Source organism: Delftia sp. 11MD (assembly GCF_050907895.1).
GTDB classification, from domain to species: domain Bacteria; phylum Pseudomonadota; class Gammaproteobacteria; order Burkholderiales; family Burkholderiaceae_C; genus Comamonas; species Comamonas tsuruhatensis.
This window is the reverse complement of record NZ_CP194333.1, coordinates 646,976-663,733: the sequence shown is the minus strand read 5'-3', so window position 1 is coordinate 663,733 and position 16,758 is coordinate 646,976. Positions and strand designations below refer to the sequence as shown.

Below are 16,758 nucleotides of genomic sequence, written 5' to 3'. Positions count from 1 at the left end.
GCATTCCACCATGAGCATCTCCCGCATTGGCACGGCCAACATGTACGAAAGCACCATCAACAACCTGAACTCGCGCAACACGAGTCTGGTGGACCTGATGGAAAAGACCACTTCCGGCAAGCGCGTGGTGCGCGCCAGCGACGACCCCGTGGCCGCCGCCCAGGCCGAGCGCGCGCTCACGCGCATCTCCCGCTCGGAAAACGACCAGCGTGTGCTGGGCCTGCAGCGCGATGTGATGGCCCAGGGCGAATCCAAGCTGGGCACCGCCCACGACGCGCTCAAGGACTTCCGCGACCTGATCCTGCAGTCCGGCAATGGCTCCTATGACCAGAAGGCGCGCGATGCGCTGGTGCAGCAGCTCGAAAGCATACGCAACCAGGTGCTGAGCTACGCCAATGCCAAGGACTCCAACGGCCTGCCCATCTTCCGCGGACTGGGCAGCAAGGAAGACCCTCTCACCAACGGCAACCCCGGCACCAATTCCCAGCTGCAACCGGGCCAGGCCACGGGCAGCGAAAACGGCCTGCCGCTGGCGCTGGACGGCTTTGCGACCTGGATGAACGTGCCCACGGGCAACGGCGTGTTCGCCGTGACGCGCCAGTCGCCCACGGGCAGCTCGGCCTATGCCGACCTGGGCACGGTGTCGGACCCCAGCGCCATCACGGGCGCCAGCTACACCCTGAATTTCACCAAGGACGCCACAACGGGCGCCCTGAGCTACACCGTCACCTCCGGTGGCACGACCGGCCCGGCCGTTCCCTACACGGCCGGAGACACCATCACCGTGGGCGGCATGTCGATGAAGATCTCGGGCAACCTGGCCACGGGCGACAGCTTCACGCTGGGCCCCAGCCAGCGCACCGACCTGTTCAGCGTGCTGGACAACGTGATCGCGGGCGTGAAGAACGGCGCCACCGATGCCGGCGCCATGCAGCAGGCGCTGGGCCGCGGCCTCAACGAACTCGACGCCGGCATGAGCCGCGTCCAGGCCATGCGCAGCTTCGCCGGCGACCAGCTCAACCGCGCCGACCGCCTCGAAGACGACATGAAGAACCAGGCGGACCAGCAGGAAGCAGCGCGCTCGCGGGCCGAAGACATCGATATGATCAAGGCCCTCTCCGATGTGGACATGCAGAAGGTGGGCATGCAGGCGGCCTTGCAGTCCTACGCCTCGATCCAGAAACTGTCACTGTTCAACTTCATCAACTGATAACCGCCCGCGCATGCATCCATGGTCCAGTCCGTCCTGAGCTCTCTGACCCTCGGCTATAGGCCGCTCTGGAACCAGGCCCGCCGTCTGGCGGGCGTGCAGCTTTATCTTCACGAGGAGCCCGGCGTCCAGGCCGACGTGGCCCACCTGCTGCGCATACTGCGCGAGACCTGGGGCACGCAGTCGCCGCCGGTGCTGCTGTCGCCCCAATCCCGCCAGGTGCTGTGCGACCTGCTGGAGAACGCCTCCAAGGGAAGCCCCTGGATCGAGGTGCGCGGCGACTGGCTGCAGGACTCCGCCATCTATGACCTGGTGCGCCAGGCCCATGCGCGCGGCCTGATGCTGGTCTGGCGCGGCCCGCTGTCCGACGTGCCCGACGCCCAGGCCGCCCACTGGTTTGCCAGCAGCCTGCTGCACCTGCCGCCCGAAGGCGCCTCGGGCATGCCCAATCAGACCGTGCTTGCGCTGCAGCAGGCCGCGCAGGCCGCCGAAGCGCCGACCAAGCTCCAGGCCCTCAAGCAGGCCGCCAGGCCCGCCCCCACCCTGCCCCCCCTGCAGCTGCTGGGCGGCCAGATGTATGAAGGGCTGGAAAGCCTGGCTCTGGCCGATCTGTGCCTGGACAGCTTCCATGCGGGCGCCATCGCCGGCTGGCCCGTGGCCGATGCATTGCATGCCCAGCGCCATCACCCCGCCCTGCCCAGCCGCGACACCGTGCTTGCGCTGATGCGTGCCGTCGATGCCGAGCAATCGCTGGAAGCCTTCGAGCAGATCCTGGGCGAGGACCCCATCCTGGCCTATCGCTTCATGCTCTACACCAACTCCGCGGCCCTGGGCCTGCGGGGCAATGTGGACTCGCTGCGCCGCGGCCTGGTGATGCTGGGCTACGGCACGCTGCAGCGCTGGCTGTCGGACCAGCTGCCCCACGCCTGCACCGAGCCCAGCCTGATACCCGTGCGCACCGCCATCCGGCTGCGCGCCAGCCTGACCGAACGCCTGATCGAAGCCGGCATCAGCCACGACCTGCAGCGCGAGGTCTATCTGCTGGGCCTGTTCTCGCAGCTGGACCAATTGCTGGGCGAGCCCCTGCCCACCGTGCTGCGCCGCGTACCGCTGTCCGAACGCGTCTTCGACGCGGCCGTGACGCGCACCGGCCCCTACGCGCCGGCCCTGATGATGGCCATTGCGCTGGAATCCGACGATCCCGCACCGATTCGCCAGCTGCGCGAAGACAACGACTTCGAGATCGAGGACGTCAACCGCAACCTGCTGCGCATGCTCAGCGAACTGCAGGTGCAGCCCGCGCCGGCGGCCTGATCGATATACGGCGACCCACAGCGGCCGAACCTGCGGCCTGATCTGCGGCCGCTGCCATCCGCAGATTCCACCCATGAAAAAACCGCCTGGATCTCAGGCGGTTTTTTCATGTCCGGCAGGAAGCTGCAGATGCAGCTGCCGCCGTCAGGCCATGGCTCAATGCATGGCGTGGGGCTGACCGTCGAACATGTGCTCGAACTGTGCCAGCCAGGGCTCGGCCAGCGTGCGGATCTGGGCATCGTTGCGCAGGATGCGCTGCATGATGCGGGCCTTCTCCTTGCGTTGCTCAGGCGCCAGCGGCTCGTCATGGGACTTGAGCCGCAGCTGCTCGATCAGCACGGCACAGGTGCCTTCGTAGCGCGTCACTCCCTCCCAATCCTTGTTCTGTGCGGCCTGCAGCATCTTGGCGCTGCTGTCTTCTATGGCCCGGTAAAAGTCAATCAATGTCAACTCCATTTCTAGGTCCCGGCAACGGCTGGCGTGTTGGCGATATCACGCCAACCATTGGCAATCGGAGCCAACACGTCCTGCGCGCTTTGCAGCAGCGCTGCGTCGTTGCGCAGATTGGCCAGCGTCAGCTGGGTGATGCTGTAGTCGTAGACGGAAATCAGGTTCTGGGCCAGCTCGCCGCCTTCATCGGGATTGACGGAGGCCTTCAGGCCTTCCTCCAGAATGCGCACGGCCTTGCCGATCTGCACACCCTTCTCGCCGATGTCGCCACGCTGCAAGGCTCCCTTGGCCGCGTTCAGCGCTTTCTCAAGCGCGTCGAACAGCAGCTGGATCAGTTGATGGGGCGATGCGCCGTCCACGGAGGACTGGACGCCGACCTGGGCATAGGCACTTGCAGCACGACGGTTGAGCGATGTGTACATGTTCGTTTCCTTGATGTCTTGTTCTTCGGCTGCAATGCCCGAAAATTTAGAGGCACCGGGCATTGGTTACAGAAAACAGGACCGCCGCTCCGCATGGCTCCTGTCTATTTATTCCACTGGGAAACCTGCTGGTTCATGTAGGCACTCAGCGCCGAATAGCCGCTCATCTTCTTGTCCAGCGAAGCGTACTGCTCACGCAGGCGCTTTTCCAGCGAATCGGCCTGGTCATTGATCCGGTCCTGGGACTTGCCGTTGCTCTTCTTGAGTTCCTGCAGGCTCTTGCTCTTGGTGTCGAAGGTGCCATCGAATTCCAGCGCCTTGCGCGTGAAATCCTTCATGCGCGCGGCCAGGCCCTGCGTATCAGGCTGCCCGTCTGTTCCCACCGCGGCAAACATCTTGCTCATGGACTCGGGGTCCTTCAGCGCTGCGTCCAGCTTGGTCTTGTCGCTGGCTGTCGTACCGTAGGCGAGCTTGCCGCCCTTTTGGATCTGAATGCCCATGTCCGACAGGCGCTTGAGCGTGTCCGCTGCGCCAGCAACCGTACCCGAGACCACGCTGCGCAGGCTGTTGGTCATGCCCACCGTGGTGGAGTCGCCCTGCAGCACGCCGGCGGCCTTGCTTTCGGCGTCGTACTTGGTCGAGCTGGCCAACGCGTCATTGAGCGCGTTGTAGGCATCCATGAAGGCCTGGATCTTCTTCTTCATGCCCTCAGTGTCCGAGGACACCGTCACCGTCACCGGGGTGGCGGCCGCCGTCACCTGGTTCACGGTGATGTTCAGGCCAGGCACGGTCTGCTTGAACTCGTTGGTGGTCGACTGCACCGTGATGCCATTGACATTGATCTCGGCATTCTGGGCGTACTGCGCCACGGAGCTCGTGGTTGCCTTGCCGTTGAAGGCCAGGGCCGACAGGCTGGCATCGCCACTGGCACCGACCGTGAAGCCGGCATCGGCACCCGTGGCACGCGAGCGCAGCACCAGGCGTTCACCCTGGGCATCCTTGAGCACCGACGCCACCACGCCCGTGCCCTTGCTATTGATGGCCTGGACCACGTCTTCCAGCTTGGCACCGGCCGCGATATCGATCTCCACGGGAGTGCCGGGATTGCTGAACTGGTCGCCAGTCTTGTCCCAGCTGCCCATGGTGATGGTGAGCTTGCCAGCCCCGAACTGGGTGGACGCCGGCATGACAGCGGTCGCAACAGACTGGCTGCGCGCCAGATCCGTCACCGAGATCACCGAAGATCCGGGCAGAGCATTGGCGTCCGTCACCGTGGCAGTCACGGCCGTATTGGTCGTGGTGGCATTGGTCAGGCGCCATGTATCGGCATCGGCCAGCGAAGTGGCCGCGTCCTGAAGCGTGGACATCAGGGACTTGATCTGCCCGAACGTGGATATCTTGGAATCCAGAACAGACGCTTTTTGCTGAAGCGGAACCAGTGACTGCCTTTGCAGGGCCACCAGTTTGGCGATCATCGTCTCGTCCAGGCCGCTGCCGCTGATGCCAGCTGAGCTCAAGGTGGCCATGACCATCCCTTTCTAAGTGCAGAACACCTCCGCGCCACAGCGCAGAACGCGTCCTTGCGAACACGCACACCAAATGCCCGAAGGCATTCCCCGGTATCTTATCGACCGGTTTCTCCCGAACCTGAGGCTTTTTTTGGCTACGCCTTGCGCAGCCAGGCTCAAAAGCCCCGCAGGCTCCCTCTTACTGGATCAGCTTGAGCACCGACTGGGGCAGCTGGTTGGCCTGGGCCACCATCGCTGTACCAGCCTGCTGCAGGATCTGCGTGCGGCTCAGGTTCGCGGTTTCAGCGGCAAAGTCGGCATCCATGATGCGCGAGCGTGCGGATGCGGTGTTCTCTGCTGCCACCTGCAGGTTGGAGATCACGGCCTCGAAGCGGTTCTGTGCGGCACCGAAGGTGGCGCGCGTGTTGTTGACCAGATCCAGTGCCGTATCAATTGCGGCCATGGACAGGCGAGCATCGGCAGCCGAGCTGCCTGCACCGATGAGGGACCCCAGCGAGCCACCGAGCGTAGGAGGCGTTCCAGCCGTGATATCCAGACCACCGGGCGTAGAGCCCGTCAGGTTCACGGCCATGATCGTGATCTGGTTGTCGGCGCCGGTATTGGCACCCACCTGGAACACGGTGGCATTGTTGTTGTCCAGCAGCTGGCGGCCGTTGAAGCTGGTGCTGCCGACGATACGGGCGATTTCCTGCGCCAGCTGCTGGAACTCCTTGTCCAGCGAACCACGGTCCGTCGTGCCGTTGGTGTCGTTGGCGGCCTGCACGGCCAGCTCACGCATCCGCTGCAGGTTGTCGCTGAGCTTGCCCAGTGCGCCTTCGGCCGTCTGCGCCATGGAAATGCCGTCATTGGCATTGCGCATGGCCACATTCATGCCTCGCACCTGGGCGTTCATGCGCTCGGCAATGGCCAAGCCTGCCGCGTCGTCCTTTGCACTGTTGACACGCAGGCCCGAAGACAGGCGCTGCATGGTGGTGCTCAGCGACGACTGGGACGTGTTGAGATTGCGCTGGGCGTTAAGCGAAACAAGATTGGTGTTGATGATGGATGCCATGGGGCAGCTCCTCGTTAGGCATGAACAATGGCCAACCGTTCGACGACCCCAAGCCGCCAGAACGCCAGAAAGCACGCCAGGACTTCCAGCTCTGCCTATCTGATGCCAACGATTGTGCGGAAAAGCCCTTGCGCCAAAGCGCCGATAAAGCCCATGATCGGACGCCAATTCACCTTTCGAACACCCTCTTCACCCACTCTTTCGCCCATAAAAAAACCCCAGGCAGATGCCTGGGGCCTGGAGAATTCCGGCCGCCTCTTGCTTGGAAAGGCCGCCGGACTCGCACTATCAGCGCAGCAGGGCCAGAACGCCCTGGGGCAGTTGGTTGGCCTGGGCCACCATCGCCGTGCCAGCTTGCTGCAGGATCTGCGAGCGGCTCAGGTTGGCGGTTTCCGAAGCGAAGTCGGCATCCATGATGCGGCTGCGGGCAGAAGCGGTGTTCTCAGCTGCCACTTGCAGGTTCGAGACCACGGCCTCGAAGCGGTTCTGGGTGGCACCCAGCACGGCGCGCTCGGAGTTGACCGTATCCAGAGCCGTGTCCAGGTTGCTGATCACGGTAGCCAGGGCAGTAGCGTCCAGAGCCGTGGTGGCGTTGGAGCCGATCGAGGCGCTGGTGATGCCGGTGATGTCGGTGTTCGTACCCAGATTGCTCGTGGTGACGGTGATCGAGTCGTTGGCCGAAGTGTTGGCGCCCACTTGGAAGTTGATGGCGCCAGCATCGGTGCTCAGGATCTTCTTGCCGTTGAAATCAGCGCCCTTGATCACGCGGTCGATTTCCTTGCCCAGCTCGACGAATTCCTTGTTCAGCGAAACCTGGTCCTTGGCGCCGTTGGTGCCGTTACGGGCCTGCACAGCCAGTTCACGCATACGCTGCAGAGCGTCGGTCACCTTGGACAGGGCGCCTTCAGCGGTCTGGGCCATCGACACGCCGTCGTTGGCGTTGCGCACTGCCACGTTCATGCCGCGGACCTGGGCGTTCATGCGTTCTGCGATGGCCAGGCCGGCTGCGTCATCCTTGGCGCTGTTGACGCGCAGGCCGGAGGACAGGCGCTGCATGGTGGTGGACAGCGAGCTTTGCGAAGTAGCCAGGTTGCGCTGGGCGTTCAGCGATTGCACGTTGGTGTTGATAGACATGGCCATGGTGACAACTCCTAGTAAAGTCAGTTACGTCGCCGCCACGGTGCCCTCGCTTATCGCAAGGCGGGCGGCGGCGGCCCAATCCGACCATCGGCCGCTTTCACATCGAATTACGCGGCTTTTGGTGGGCTCAGGACTTTTTGTCCCTCTGCTGAGTTGGTTTTCGGAGCTGCCCCGGCGAACTTTAGGGGGACTTCACAAGATTTTTTGCACTGCGCGGCATGGCCATCCGCGCGGTGCATGGTTCGCTGTTACAAAACGGGGGCCACAGGAGCGGCCAGACCCAGATCCTCATAGGAGACACGCAGATCCACAGGCTCCTGTCCCTGGCACCAGCGGGCCCAGGCCTGGCGCATCCCCATCGCCACCGAGCGCGCCACGATGTCCGCCTGTTGCGGCTCCTGGTCCTGCAGGCGTGCACGCAGCCCCTGGCGTATCTGCTGCAGCTGCGGCAAATGTGCCTGCCAGAACGCAGCCTGGTCCAGCAGTTGCGCCAGGTCCCGTGCTGCAAAGCCCTGGTCCAGGCCGACACGAGCCATCACTTCGGCCGACTGCCGCCCCGCCAGCAGCTCCCCCATCAGTGTCAGCGTGGGCACGCCCATCCACAGGGCGTGGTTGGTGACCACTCCGCCGGTGAAGGGCAGAGTATCCAGGCAGATATCTATGTCATGGTGCGCCTGCAGATAGTGCTCGAATCCCATCTGCTCCACAAAATCGACGCGCTGCGCGGCCACGCCCTCCTCGGCCAGCCAGTCGCGCAGGTGCTGCGGAGGACCGGAACGGGGGCAGGCCGCGATCTTCAGCCTCGCCGTGGGCAGTGCACGCAGCACCTCACCCCAGACAGAAACCACCTGGCGGTTGATCTTGGACAGGCGGTTGAAGGAGCCGAACGTCAGATGGCCGTTGCGCAGCGCCGGCAGTGGCGCCACGGCCTCCTGGTGGATGCCGCCATCGAAGACGTAGGCCAAAGGAACACGCATCAGCCGTTCGGTCAGCTGGGTCTTGAGCAGTTCGTCCTCCAGGATCAGGTCGCTGAGCACAATGTAGTCCATGCTTTCCAGGCCTGTGCTGCCCGGGTTGCCTATCCAGGTCATCTGCAGCGGCGCGGGCTTTGCGGCAAACAGATCCAGCCGGTGACCACGCGTATGGCCACTGAGATCGATCAGGATATCGATGCCGTCGGCCCGAACCAGGTTGGACAGCGACTGCACATTCATGTCCTTGATGCCGCGCCACAGCTGGAACAGGCCCTGGAATTCCTTGGTGACCTCATCGTGAATCTCGTTGTTGCAATAGGCAACGCACACCAGGTCGCCATGCCGGGACAGCTCGCGCATCACCGGCAGGAAGAACTTGGCCGCCGCATGCGCGCGAAGATCACCGGACACGAAGCCCACACGCAATGTCTTGCCGCGGTCACGGGCGTTCTCATGCCCCATGCCCCGCTGCCCCTCGGAATGCCGCCGCATGAGCGCACCATATTCGCGGTTGGCCCGCCCCACCGAGGCTGCACTGGCCTCAGGCGAATGGATCATGGCGAACAGGCGCGCGCTATAGGCGGGCTCGTAGTCCGGGTGCAGCCTGACCAGTTCATCCAGCTGGCGCATGTGGCGCAGGGCATCGCCGCAGCGGTCCCAGTAGGCGGCGCGCTGGAACATCAGCTCCCGGTCACCGGGAAGGCGTTCCAGCGCTTCGGTCAAGGCCCGGTCGAGCCGGAGCAGGTCACGCGTTTCCAGCAATACCTGGCAGCGCAGCATGTGCGCGCGGGCATTGTCAGGCTGGATGCGCAGCGCCTCTTCGAGCAGTTCCAGCGCCTGCTCCCATTTCTTCTGGGCAAACAGCGTGAAGGCCGTCTCGCAGTGGAGCACGGCATTGTCGGGGCGCAATTGGAGCGCCTTGCGCAAGCAGGTTTCAGCCTCTCCCAGCCGTCCTCCGGAGCACAGCAGCAACGCCAGATGCAGCAGCAGCTCCAGACTCTCAGGCTCGATCTGCAGCGCCATGCGATAGGCAGTTTCCGCCTGCAGCTCCCAGCCAGCCTCGCCCAGCACATGGGCGCTGGCCAGGCACAAACGCAGGTCCTCGGGCCGCTGCTGCATGAGCAGCACCAGGAACTGCGCACATTCCTGCAGCCGTCCGGTTTTCTGCAGCGCGGCCGTCAGCCGCGACAGTGTGTCCACATCCTCCGGGTCGAGCAGCAGCGCATTCACATAGCAGGGCAGGCTGTCCTCGATATAGCCCTGGGCGCACAGCGCATCGCCCAGATGCGAGAAGGCCTGGGTCCAATGCGGCCGCAGCGCCAACGCCGCACGCATCGCACGCTCGGCCTCGGCTGCGTGGCCTGCCTGCAGGCAGATGCCGCCCAGGTTGAACTGCACCTCGGCATCGCGCGGCAGCAGAACGGCTGCCTGGCGCGCTGCCTGCAGGGCCGCCTCGATGCGGCCGTTCGCATGATCGGCTGCCGCCTTGAGCTTCCAGACCAAGCCGCTCTTGGGATACTGGCGCACCAGCGAACCCGCCAGCTGGCTGACCTCGGCATGCTCGCGCTGGGCAAACAGCTGCCCCAGCAGCCGCAGCTGCGCCTCGGGCACCCGACCACGGCCATCGCCAGCAACCGGCGCCGCCTCGGGCTGCGCCGGCCCCAGCGGCCAGCGCGCGGCCTGCACCTCCAGGAACGCAGCTGCCTGCGCGCCCTGCACCAGGGCCACATCCTTTTCCAGCTGCTCCAGCGCAATCTCCTGCATGCCGTTGGCCCGTGCCACGTCGATCAGCGAGATGGCCATGTCCAGCAGCCCCTCGCGGATCAGCATGTGGATGTACAGGCGCCAGTAGCCAAAATCCGCAGGCCGCACGCCGATGGCTGCCTCCAGATAGGGCAGTGCCTCGGCACTGCGCAGCTGGTGCAGACCCAGCAGCTGGGCCATGCCGTGCAGCGCCTCGGCATGGGCAGGCTCCTGCTCCAGCACCTTTTCATAGGCCTGGCGAGCCTGCTCGAACTGCCACTGTTCATGCAACTGGCGGGCCTGCTGCAAATGCTCGTTCGTATTCATCTTGGTCATCAAGGTTGCGGGCAAGCGCCCCACCACAGGCCCGGCGCCCAGGCCGACACCCGCACAAATACCGCCATCGTGCAGGCAAGCCGGCAGGCACGGCCCCCGGATAAGCGGGCGCAAACCGCATTTCTTCCACCTTTGCCAGACGGACCGGTCACCAGCTGCTACAAAACAGGAAGCACGCCACGTGGCTGTATGCCATCATCCCCGGCTTCGCACGGACACAATCGCCTCTCGCAGCATCGGAACAGGCCCCGCTTTTACCTACAGTTCCAACCTTCCGGCGCAGGAGGGCTCTGCGAAAATTCATCGAAGCGTTTGCCCTCATAGGCAGGTGCGCAGCTCTTTTTCAGGAACATATCCCATGCCCTCCATTGACCAATTCATCGAAAGCTTTCTGACCGCCGTGGACTTCCAGGAAGCCGTAGCAGTCACCCCTGACACCGAACTCAGGAGCCTGCCCGAGTGGGACTCGCTGGCCGCGCTGGGCGTGATCGTCATGTTCGACGTCGACTACGGCAAGACCATCACGGGCGACGATCTCAAGAACTGCTCGACCATCACTGATCTCTACAAGCTGCTGGGATAAACACCATGGCGCTGTCCACTCTGCACAACGTCCGCTTTGCGGGCATGGCCAGTTGCGTGCCCAAGCGGGCGGTGTCCAATCTGGAGGATTGCCCACCGTCCATGCGCTCCGAGCGAGAACGCCTGGTTCGCAATATCGGTATCCAGACTCGGCGCCTATGCTCTGAGTGGCAATGCTTTTCTGACCTGGCCTTGGCTGCCGCCGAAAAGCTGCTCGAAGATCTGCAATGGCAGCGCGAAGAGATTGATGCGCTGATCGTCGTCACCCAGTCGCCGGACTACTTAATTCCGGCGACCGCCATCATCATGCAGGACCGGCTGGGCCTGCCCCATACAACCATCGCTTTCGACGTCAACCTGGGCTGTTCGGGCTATCCATTCGGCCTGCACCTGCTGGGCAGCATGATCTCAGCCGGTGGCATCAAGAAGGGCTTGGTGCTGGTTGGAGACAAGTCCGGCAGTGTCAAGGACCCTCTGTTCTCTGACGCAGGTACGGCCACCGCCCTGGAATTCTCGCCCGGCGCAGCACCCATGCACTTCGACCTCAATAGCGACGGAAGCGGTCACCGCGCCATCATGCTGCCGGCAGGCGGGCATCGTGAGCCTTTTGGCGTGGAGCACCTCATGGCGACACGCGATCAGCATGGTGTGCTGCGCTCACCCATGGACCTGATCCTCGATGGCCCGGCCGTATTGAGCTTCTCCACCCAGCGCATCCCGCCATCGGTCGAAAAGCTGTTGGAGCACACCGGGACATCCAAGAACAGCATCGACCATTTCATCTTTCACCAGGCCAATCGGATGATCAACGAGACCATCCGCAAGAAGCTGGGGCTGCCTGCAGAAAAGGTGCCTTCCACTTTGCACGACTTCGGCAACACAAGCGGCGCCTCACTGCCGGTCACCGTGACTGCCCGCCTGCACGAACAACTGGACGGAGCCCGGTCCAGGCTGCTGCTGTGCGGCTTCGGCATTGGTCTTTCCTGGGGAACGGCCATCGTGGACATAGAAAGCGCCCGCTTTCCAGCAATGGTCGAGCAATGAGCACCCCCGATCCCTTCTCGCTGGCGGGCAAGCGAATTCTCGTCACCGGCGCTTCTTCGGGCATAGGCAGGCAGATTGCCATTTCCTGCGCCGAGCAAGGCGCTGAACTGGTCATCACCGGCCGGGACCCTGACCGGCTGGCCTCCACCTCCGAGGCCCTGAAGGGCGATGGACATCAATCCATCGTTGCCGACCTTTGCAATACGGCAGATCTAGACAGTCTGGTCACGGCGGCAGGCGTGCTCCATGGCGTAGTGCACGCGGCAGGAATTTCCAAGCTCGTGCCGTTTCGCATGGTCAACGAGACGCACTTGGGCGAAATTTTTGCCAGCAATACGTTCGCACCGATTCTGCTGACCAAAGGGTTGCTCGCAAAAAAGCGCATTTCCCCTCAGGGCTCCATCGTCTTCATCACATCGGTCGCATCGCACATCGGCCCCATGGCCAGCGCTGCCTACGCAGCAAGCAAGGCAGCATTGCTGGGTGCCGTCCGCACCCTGGGGCAGGAAGTGGCGAGACAAGGCATACGAGCAAATTGCATTGCGCCCGGCTATGTTCGCACGCCCTTGCTCGATGGCTTGAGTCAGAGCGGAGCCAACATGGGCAGCCTGCTCGAATTGGCACCGCTCGGAATGGGCGAGCCAGAGGATGTCGCCTACGCGGCGGTGTTCTACCTCTCGGACGCAAGCCGCTGGCTGACGCGCAACTATTTCATCATCGATGGGGGCTTGACCATCCCCATGGACATCTACGCATGAGCGGCCTAGCACACGCCCCATTTTCCTTGCAAGGCAAGACGATTCTTGTCACGGGGGCATCTTCCGGCCTGGGCCGGCAGACAGCCATCACCTGCGCTCAGCGTGGTGCACATGTCATCATCACGGGCCGCAATGCCGACAGGCTCCAGGACACCTTTGCCCAGTTGCAGGGAACCGGGCATGTGCTGGCAGTGGCGGATCTGACCTCGGCGGCAGACCGCGAACGCTTGGTCACTTCCGCCCCCCAGATAGATGGACTGGTTCACTGCGCAGGCCAGCAAAGGCACTGCCCCATCCGCCAGCTCACCGAACAGGCAATGACCGAGATGTATAGCGTCAACTTTCTCGCCCCGGTCATGCTGACCCAGCGGCTGCTGCAGGCCGGCTCCATTGCCACCAGCGGCTCGATCATCTTTGTGCTGTCCACGGCTGCGCACATCGGCACCCGGGGCGTGGGACCCTATTCGGCCATGAAGGCGGGCCTGGGCGGAATCATCCGATGCTTGGCACTGGAACAGGCCAAGCGCAAGGTCCGGGTCAACGGCATTTCCCCCTCCGCAGTAGTGACTCCGATGTGGGGAGCCGATCAGTTGGAGGCGCAGAGGGCCCGGCACCCCCTTGGCCTTGGCACTCCCGAGGATGTGGCCAACGCAGCAGTCTATTTGCTGTCCGATGCAAGCCGCTGGGTCACAGGCACCAGCCTGATCATGGACGGAGGAGCCATTCTCTGATGCTGCAGACGCTGATCATCGGTGCGGGCGGCTGGGGCCGGGAAGTCCTGGCGCAAATGCAGGGCGATCCGGCCCGCGGGCAGGAGTGGGACATCAAGGGTTTTCTCGACAGCCGGCCAGGTATTCTTGGTGACACGGGCTGCGACACGCCCATTCTGGGTACCCCGCTGGACTACGTCCCGAGCCCGGGAGATGCTTTCGTGTGCGCCATTGGCGACCCCGCCGCAAGGCGTGCCTACGCCCAACCATGGCTCGAGCGCGGCGCAACTTTCATTCCCCTGCGCACCGGCGCCTTCCTGAGCCCACGGGTCCATCTGGGCGAGGGCAGCATCCTGTGCCACAGGGTCCAGATCAGCCCCGATGCCTGGATCGGCGACTTCGCGAACATTCACACCCTGACCGTCGTGGGCCATGACGTACACATCGGTGACTACGCCCAGATCGGGGCCATGGTATTTATCGGGGGTGGAGCGCGAATCGCCCCCCAGGCCGTGGTCCATCCCCACGCAACCATCCTGCCCGGCCTTCAGGTCGGCGAGGGCGCGACGGTGGGAGCCGGGGCCGTGGTCGTCAAGGATGTTCCTGCCGGCACGACGGTGTTCGGCAATCCCGCCAGGGTCATTTTCCACCCCACTTCGAACGAGAAATGAGCTGATGCGCTCTCGAATGCACCCCAGGTACTACCTTTCTCCCGAGATTTTCGAGCGAGAGCGCGAGAAAATCTTCCGTAAGGCATGGTTGTTTGCAGGACTCAAGACGCTGCTGCCCAAGAACAACTCATTCATCACACGCAAGATTGCCGGCATTCCTGTGGTTATTCAGAATTTCCACGGCGAATTGCGTGCGTTTGAAAATGTGTGTTTGCACAGAAGTGCGCCACTCCAGTCGGAGCCCGTAGGCTGCCGTCCCTTAGTCTGCGCCTATCATGCTTGGCGGTATGACGCTGATGGTAGTGTGGCGAACATCCCCGATTGCGAGAAGCTCTATCAATTTCCTCCTTCCGAAAAGCAGAGCCTCAAATTAAGAGAATTCTCTTTGAGAACGATAGGCAATATATTATTCATCAACCTGAATCCTCAACCTTTCCCGCTGGAACATCAGTTTTCTGCCGACTTCATAGAATTGTTGGAAAACAGTTCCGATGCCTATGACACTGAAGTCATGGTGACCACCTGGGAAGGAAAGTATAACTGGAAACTCGCTTACGAAAATCTACGTGATGCGAATCACCCTCGTTTCGTTCATACCAAGACGCTGGCCAAATCCGTCAAATTCAATCCCACAGTGAATATTACCCAGGCGCATGAATCATTGTCGGAGTTGATGAACATATCTTCTGAATCGCTAAAAAATGAAATGCAAAATTTCAGCTATGGCGGCCCAGACGCCCCCATTCCAGATCTAAAGCATTTCGGCTGGCACGATCTGGTGGAACGCTGGGGCTCTCAGGATGTCTACTATAACTGGCTGGCATATCCAAATCTTCACATCGCCAGTGCCAATGGCGGATACTCCTTTACATTGGAGCACCATATTCCAATATCACCGGAACGTACCGATCTGGAGATTTACTGGTTTACCTCGCGCAAAAAACAATCCTATGCATTCTCCAGTCAAACTCTTTTGGCTCAGATGCATGGCAGTAAAATTATCGTTGGCGAAGATATTGAAATAATGGAACAGGTACAGGCAACCCTGCACCCTGGCGCCCCCATTCCAACACAGGGTGCTTACGAATCGATAAATCGATTAGTGGAACGTTGGTATACAACCTTGATGGATACGCAACACTCAATTTGATGATGAATCGAGATCAGAGTAAAAATACATTCATATTCTACAAATGAAAGACTATTCACTCAAAAGCGGGGAAAGATACTCCACATTGGATCTCAACCTTATTGGAGGAGACCATCTATTGCGCTACAGATATGCAGCAAACCGTGCAAAGGAAATCTACCCCAGACCCTATGGTGCAGACATATTCTGCGGATCTGGCTATGGGGCAGAAATTCTCGCGAGCACCACTCAAGGCAGCATCTTGGCCATTGATGGCTCCACGGAAGCCATTGAAAATGCCAACAAAAAAATCCACGACCCGAACATAATATGGGCGGCAAAATTATTCCCCTTTAATTTACCCAAAGAAACTTTCGATTTCATCACAAGCATGGAGTCACTTGAACATGTAAAGGATTTCGAAGCATTTTTCTGGGTTCTTAGTCAATCTCTGAAGAGCGGTGGAACTCTTTTCATTTCTTCGCCGCATGAAGAAATCATGCCATATACAGGATATATATGGCACTATAAGCATTTTCTTCCTGAAGAAATCAGGAGTCTAGCCCGGCAAAACAATCTCATGGAAATCAATGCATTTTCCACCAACAGCAGTATTTTCAAAGACGGGAAGTCTTGCCTTTTTTATCCATTCCAGATGGGTAATGATCAGCCAGTAGATCTTGAAAAAGGCGACACTTTATTCTTCGAATTCAGAAAGAACTGAATATGCAGATCTATGCAGCGGGCTGGGCTTTACAAACACCCATACTCAACCACTTCAAGCGCTTCTTAAAATCAAACCCCCATCATTTGAGTTTGAGTGGAATTGTATATCCCAACAAAATACCTTCCGCCATTGAAGGAATACCTGTTCTTGATTTCAATGAAGTACTCAAGGAATTGGTATCGCCAGCCATTTTCATAGAATGCTTTCTACCATCCAATCAAAATTTATCCACAGATTTCCAGAAGTTTTTCCAGAAAAACAATATCAAATCTATAAAACTACCAGATTTCCTGAATTCACTGATAGGTGATGATAACGAAAACATTCTAACTCTTCCATTTCAGAGAATTTCCACAGCAGATCTACGTTCTCTGCGTAAATATCCAGCACCATCTTTTATTGGTGGAAATTTCTTGGATCCAGAATCCTTTACTACAGCTCAGACCTTGCATTCTGTTCTTTGTCAGTCAAAATGGGAAGCACTGATGAGTTTCGACAAGGACAAGAGTCTGTATCAAACGCTGCTTGAATCGCTGTCTTTGATACAAAAAACAAGACTTCCGGATAATTACAAAATAATAGATTCGCCAAATTTATTTCTAGGCACGCTTCTCAAACTCCGGCACCTGAACGAGAATCAGCCCTTCACCATTACACTGAGCGCCACCTTAGCCGCTCAACTGGGCGATTTGTTGGAATTTTATAAAAACTGCCTCAATAAAAGCCTGATTTTCGAAGACGATGCAGCAGAAAACCCAGCAACCACCGCCTATTTAAGCAGCTCCACATCATTCATTCACCAGCGACTCGATAGCAACCTAGCCACGCCTACCGCATTAATGATCATGCAGCGATCAATCATTGACTATAACAACCTAGCCAACGCCTTTAAAGGACAAGAGTTCCGCATCTCCTTGCGCCAAGTGGATACCCAGCCAGAGCATTTAATTGCAGCATTCTTCTCTTGA

General features: G+C 60.4%; 16 protein-coding genes. 10 read left to right on the top strand and 6 right to left on the bottom strand.

Annotated elements, in window-relative coordinates; all coding sequences use genetic code 11:
- The first annotated feature begins 10 nt into the window (after positions 1-10).
- Together flgL and ACRSCF_RS03010 are read left to right on the top strand one after the other, a co-directional pair.
- On the top strand, positions 11-1,210 hold the full coding sequence (gene flgL, locus ACRSCF_RS03015) for a flagellar hook-associated protein FlgL (RefSeq protein ID WP_016454332.1): 1,200 nt from the start codon (positions 11-13) through the stop codon (positions 1,208-1,210).
- A 21-nt stretch (positions 1,211-1,231) separates the two neighbouring features.
- Positions 1,232-2,524, top strand: coding sequence for an HDOD domain-containing protein (locus tag ACRSCF_RS03010; protein ID WP_016449306.1), 1,293 nt, complete (start codon positions 1,232-1,234; stop codon positions 2,522-2,524).
- A 156-nt stretch (positions 2,525-2,680) separates the two neighbouring features.
- On the opposite strand, the gene ACRSCF_RS03005 is transcribed toward ACRSCF_RS03010, so the two are convergent.
- The 6 genes from ACRSCF_RS03005 to ACRSCF_RS02980 form a co-directional block, all read right to left on the bottom strand.
- On the bottom strand, positions 2,681-2,980 hold the full coding sequence (locus tag ACRSCF_RS03005; RefSeq protein WP_016449305.1) for a flagellar protein FliT: 300 nt from the start codon (positions 2,978-2,980) through the stop codon (positions 2,681-2,683).
- 2 nt (positions 2,981-2,982) lie between these two features.
- Positions 2,983-3,396, bottom strand: coding sequence for a flagellar export chaperone FliS (fliS, locus tag ACRSCF_RS03000; RefSeq protein WP_016454333.1), 414 nt, complete (start codon positions 3,394-3,396; stop codon positions 2,983-2,985).
- 104 nt (positions 3,397-3,500) lie between these two features.
- Positions 3,501-4,922 carry a flagellar filament capping protein FliD gene (fliD, locus tag ACRSCF_RS02995; protein WP_016454334.1) on the bottom strand — a complete coding sequence of 474 codons (1,422 nt, stop codon included), beginning with the start codon at positions 4,920-4,922 and terminating at the stop codon, positions 3,501-3,503.
- Positions 4,923-5,103: 181 nt separating this feature from the next.
- Positions 5,104-5,976, bottom strand: a complete 873-nt coding sequence (locus ACRSCF_RS02990; RefSeq protein WP_017404687.1) for a flagellin domain-containing protein — start codon at positions 5,974-5,976, stop codon at positions 5,104-5,106.
- A 288-nt stretch (positions 5,977-6,264) separates the two neighbouring features.
- Positions 6,265-7,116, bottom strand: a complete 852-nt coding sequence (locus ACRSCF_RS02985) for a flagellin domain-containing protein (protein ID WP_017404688.1) — start codon at positions 7,114-7,116, stop codon at positions 6,265-6,267.
- A gap of 248 nt (positions 7,117-7,364) precedes the next feature.
- Positions 7,365-10,169 (bottom strand): tetratricopeptide repeat protein, encoded by a 2,805-nt coding sequence (locus ACRSCF_RS02980; RefSeq protein ID WP_244387759.1) that lies wholly within the window; start codon positions 10,167-10,169, stop codon positions 7,365-7,367.
- A gap of 358 nt (positions 10,170-10,527) precedes the next feature.
- Here ACRSCF_RS02980 and ACRSCF_RS02975 point away from each other — a divergent pair, with 358 nt between their 5' ends.
- From ACRSCF_RS02975 to ACRSCF_RS02940, 8 genes are read left to right on the top strand one after another with little or no spacing between them, the layout of a single operon-like run.
- Entirely contained in the window at positions 10,528-10,752 is a 225-nt protein-coding gene (locus tag ACRSCF_RS02975) for an acyl carrier protein (protein ID WP_034366508.1), read from the top strand.
- A gap of 5 nt (positions 10,753-10,757) precedes the next feature.
- Positions 10,758-11,795, top strand: a complete 1,038-nt coding sequence (locus ACRSCF_RS02970) for a ketoacyl-ACP synthase III (protein ID WP_034366506.1) — start codon at positions 10,758-10,760, stop codon at positions 11,793-11,795.
- Complete coding sequence (locus ACRSCF_RS02965) at positions 11,792-12,553, top strand: SDR family NAD(P)-dependent oxidoreductase (RefSeq protein WP_034366503.1); 762 nt, start codon at positions 11,792-11,794, stop codon at positions 12,551-12,553. The genes ACRSCF_RS02970 and ACRSCF_RS02965 overlap by 4 nt, the downstream gene beginning before the upstream one ends.
- Positions 12,550-13,284, top strand: a complete 735-nt coding sequence (locus ACRSCF_RS02960; RefSeq protein WP_034366499.1) for an SDR family NAD(P)-dependent oxidoreductase — start codon at positions 12,550-12,552, stop codon at positions 13,282-13,284. Before ACRSCF_RS02965 ends, ACRSCF_RS02960 begins: the two co-directional genes overlap by 4 nt.
- Positions 13,284-13,934: an acetyltransferase gene (locus ACRSCF_RS02955; RefSeq protein ID WP_034366496.1), complete on the top strand. Its 651-nt coding sequence runs from the start codon at positions 13,284-13,286 to the stop codon at positions 13,932-13,934. Before ACRSCF_RS02960 ends, ACRSCF_RS02955 begins: the two co-directional genes overlap by 1 nt.
- A gap of 4 nt (positions 13,935-13,938) precedes the next feature.
- Complete coding sequence (locus tag ACRSCF_RS02950; protein ID WP_082254170.1) at positions 13,939-15,084, top strand: aromatic ring-hydroxylating oxygenase subunit alpha; 1,146 nt, start codon at positions 13,939-13,941, stop codon at positions 15,082-15,084.
- 43 nt (positions 15,085-15,127) lie between these two features.
- Entirely contained in the window at positions 15,128-15,787 is a 660-nt protein-coding gene (locus ACRSCF_RS02945; protein ID WP_244387758.1) for a class I SAM-dependent methyltransferase, read from the top strand.
- A gap of 2 nt (positions 15,788-15,789) precedes the next feature.
- Positions 15,790-16,758, top strand: coding sequence for a hypothetical protein (locus tag ACRSCF_RS02940; protein WP_158528279.1), 969 nt, complete (start codon positions 15,790-15,792; stop codon positions 16,756-16,758).

What these genes read in the sequence shown, in the direction of transcription:
- flgL (WP_016454332.1), top strand. Translation starts at nt 11, where the DNA reads ATGAGCATCTCCCGCATTGGCACGGCCAACATGTACGAAAGCACCATC.
- ACRSCF_RS03010 (WP_016449306.1), top strand. Translation starts at nt 1,232, where the DNA reads ATGGTCCAGTCCGTCCTGAGCTCTCTGACCCTCGGCTATAGGCCGCTC.
- ACRSCF_RS03005 (WP_016449305.1), bottom strand. Translation starts at nt 2,980, where the DNA reads ATGGAGTTGACATTGATTGACTTTTACCGGGCCATAGAAGACAGCAGC.
- fliS (WP_016454333.1), bottom strand. Translation starts at nt 3,396, where the DNA reads ATGTACACATCGCTCAACCGTCGTGCTGCAAGTGCCTATGCCCAGGTC.
- fliD (WP_016454334.1), bottom strand. Translation starts at nt 4,922, where the DNA reads ATGGCCACCTTGAGCTCAGCTGGCATCAGCGGCAGCGGCCTGGACGAG.
- ACRSCF_RS02990 (WP_017404687.1), bottom strand. Translation starts at nt 5,976, where the DNA reads ATGGCATCCATCATCAACACCAATCTTGTTTCGCTTAACGCCCAGCGC.
- ACRSCF_RS02985 (WP_017404688.1), bottom strand. Translation starts at nt 7,116, where the DNA reads ATGGCCATGTCTATCAACACCAACGTGCAATCGCTGAACGCCCAGCGC.
- ACRSCF_RS02980 (WP_244387759.1), bottom strand. Translation starts at nt 10,169, where the DNA reads ATGACCAAGATGAATACGAACGAGCATTTGCAGCAGGCCCGCCAGTTG.
- ACRSCF_RS02975 (WP_034366508.1), top strand. Translation starts at nt 10,528, where the DNA reads ATGCCCTCCATTGACCAATTCATCGAAAGCTTTCTGACCGCCGTGGAC.
- ACRSCF_RS02970 (WP_034366506.1), top strand. Translation starts at nt 10,758, where the DNA reads ATGGCGCTGTCCACTCTGCACAACGTCCGCTTTGCGGGCATGGCCAGT.
- ACRSCF_RS02965 (WP_034366503.1), top strand. Translation starts at nt 11,792, where the DNA reads ATGAGCACCCCCGATCCCTTCTCGCTGGCGGGCAAGCGAATTCTCGTC.
- ACRSCF_RS02960 (WP_034366499.1), top strand. Translation starts at nt 12,550, where the DNA reads ATGAGCGGCCTAGCACACGCCCCATTTTCCTTGCAAGGCAAGACGATT.
- ACRSCF_RS02955 (WP_034366496.1), top strand. Translation starts at nt 13,284, where the DNA reads ATGCTGCAGACGCTGATCATCGGTGCGGGCGGCTGGGGCCGGGAAGTC.
- ACRSCF_RS02950 (WP_082254170.1), top strand. Translation starts at nt 13,939, where the DNA reads ATGCGCTCTCGAATGCACCCCAGGTACTACCTTTCTCCCGAGATTTTC.
- ACRSCF_RS02945 (WP_244387758.1), top strand. Translation starts at nt 15,128, where the DNA reads ATGAAAGACTATTCACTCAAAAGCGGGGAAAGATACTCCACATTGGAT.
- ACRSCF_RS02940 (WP_158528279.1), top strand. Translation starts at nt 15,790, where the DNA reads ATGCAGATCTATGCAGCGGGCTGGGCTTTACAAACACCCATACTCAAC.